The 2,109-nt window shown below is 39.5% G+C and carries 2 protein-coding genes; both read right to left on the reverse strand.

From position 1 onward, the window contains the following. Nucleotides 1-106: 106 nt before the first annotated feature. Nucleotides 107-1,312 (reverse strand): FecR domain-containing protein, encoded by a 1,206-nt coding sequence (locus RDN93_RS22025; protein ID WP_308747436.1) that lies wholly within the window; start codon nucleotides 1,310-1,312, stop codon nucleotides 107-109. 247 nt (nucleotides 1,313-1,559) lie between these two features. Then, nucleotides 1,560-2,108, reverse strand: a complete 549-nt coding sequence (locus tag RDN93_RS22030) for an RNA polymerase sigma-70 factor (protein WP_308747437.1) — start codon at nucleotides 2,106-2,108, stop codon at nucleotides 1,560-1,562. Between the last annotated feature and the right edge of the window lies 1 nt (nucleotide 2,109).

Here is a 2,109-nt window from a genome sequence, read left to right on the forward strand (position 1 = left end):
CAGCACATTGCCACTAGAAAACATAGCAGCCATCGTTTTTCTCTCATAAATTAATGATTAAACTTTTGTGTACCTAATATTCTAATTATTCTAATATTCTATCCTTCTATTCCTGTTCATCCGCTTTGTCATATATCAATATACTCCTGCCACTGATTTTGTAAGTCAGATCCCCTGTCAATTCCAAAGCATCCAGGAAGGAATTTATTGTTCCGTGGCGTTTCAAGCTGCCACTATATGTAATGTCCCGCAGGTTCGGGGTTTCGTAATAAACCTGTATGTCGTACCAGCGTTCGAATGTCTTCATAATATCACCCAAGGGACGGTCATTAAAAATGTACATGCCATCTACCCAACCAACGTATTCTTCCAAATCCACCTCGCGTTTCGTTGAACTATTAGCAAATACAACAGCCTGTTCACCCGGAGAAAGAGTAATCGTTTCCGCATTTAATGTGGAGAATTTCACTTTCCCATGCACCAGAGTCGTATAGCAGACAGAGGCATCGGCATAAGCATTCACATTGAATTCAGTACCAAGTACAGTTATTTCCCCAAGATGAGTTTGCACCACAAACGGATGACTCTCATCCGCCACAACATCAAAATAGGCCTCACCTTCCAAACGTACAATTCTGCGTTTACCGGCAAAACGTACCGGATAAGTCAGTTTGGAACCGGCATTCAAATGAACCGTAGTTCCATCTGCGAGGATTACGGTGTTTTCACCCCCACGCGGTATAACCAGTTCATTTGATTTAGCTGGTTGCTCTTCGACATTTTTTTCCTCGTGTTGTGTTGCAACGGCAGGTTGGTAAGAAAGTACACCTTTCTTATATTTTACTTGAACACCGTCCACTATTACGCTCACTTCTTTCTTATTCACATCAATCACGCTGCCATCGGGCAAAGTCAGTTGTGCCTGTTGAGTTCCCGGTTGAATCAGAACTCTCCCCTCCTCTTCCTGTGAAATATAATTCGACATGTAGAAAGAAAGGGCGACAACTAAAGTAACGACAGCCGCAGCGGTGTACCACCAAATCCGGAGAGAACGACGCTTCTGAACTTTCGGCTCCATCCGCCCGATTTTCTGAAGAAAAGATTGATAAGCCTTCTTTGACGAATAATTCTGATACTCTCCAAAGGCGACTCTCAATGTCTCCCCGTTCTGAAGTTGCCCATATACTTTTCGTAAGTCCGGACATTCCACCAGCCGTTTTTCAAGGTCTTGTTGCTCCACTTCATCGGCTTCTCCCAAAAGAACCTTTCTCATCAAAGCGGCATCTTGATATACATTTTCGAACTTATTCATCTTATTGCGATTTTTTAATTAAACAATTGTTTAATTACTCTTTATTATAAATATACATAACTCATAGAAAGGGGTGACAAAAAGAATATATTTTTTTGAGATAAGAATATGAGCAATAGGATTTTAGAGAGAAATATATAGCATTATGCTATAATTTAAAAGAGAAAGTATGCGTTTTAACAAAGAAACCATTTCCTAATCAATTAATAAAAAGATAAAGAAGTATCAAATTGACTTTTTATTTATTTTAGAGAAATAAACAAAGAATTATGGAATTCATGGAATCTCCCAACCTTTCACGGAGAAATTTATAGCTGCGGGTCTTTTGAGTTTTAACGGTATTGATGCTTATATCCAGACGTTCCGCTATCTCTTCCCATGTATACCCCTCGATTCTCATTAAAATAATCCGGCGTTGTTCGGCAGGAAGCTCTTCAATATGGCAATACAGTTGGCGGATAATTTCTTCTTTTACCGTCAATGCATAAATCATATCTTCATCCTCTACACCTTCTTCTTCGGCTAAAGAACTCAATATGGTATCATGGATTTGATTATTGCGTATATATAATAAGGTGTTATTATAGCAGGCACGATAAAGATAATTGGTAAGTTCTTTAATGTCGGAAAAGGTACGCTTGCCCTCCCATACAGAAATAAAGACTTCCTGCACCAAATCTTCCACCGCATCGGGGACTGGCAATATCTTGGAAACATAAACACATAAAGCAGTATAAAAACGATCGTAGAAATCGCCCCACATCTTTTCATCCTTCCGGTTTACTCCCGCTACTATG

The sequence above is a fragment of the uncultured Bacteroides sp. genome (genome assembly GCF_902491285.1).
Classification (GTDB): domain Bacteria; phylum Bacteroidota; class Bacteroidia; order Bacteroidales; family Bacteroidaceae; genus Bacteroides.

Coding starts and splice junctions, on each gene's coding strand:
- RDN93_RS22025 (WP_308747436.1), bottom strand. CDS start 1,312: ATGAATAAGTTCGAAAATGTATATCAAGATGCCGCTTTGATGAGAAAG.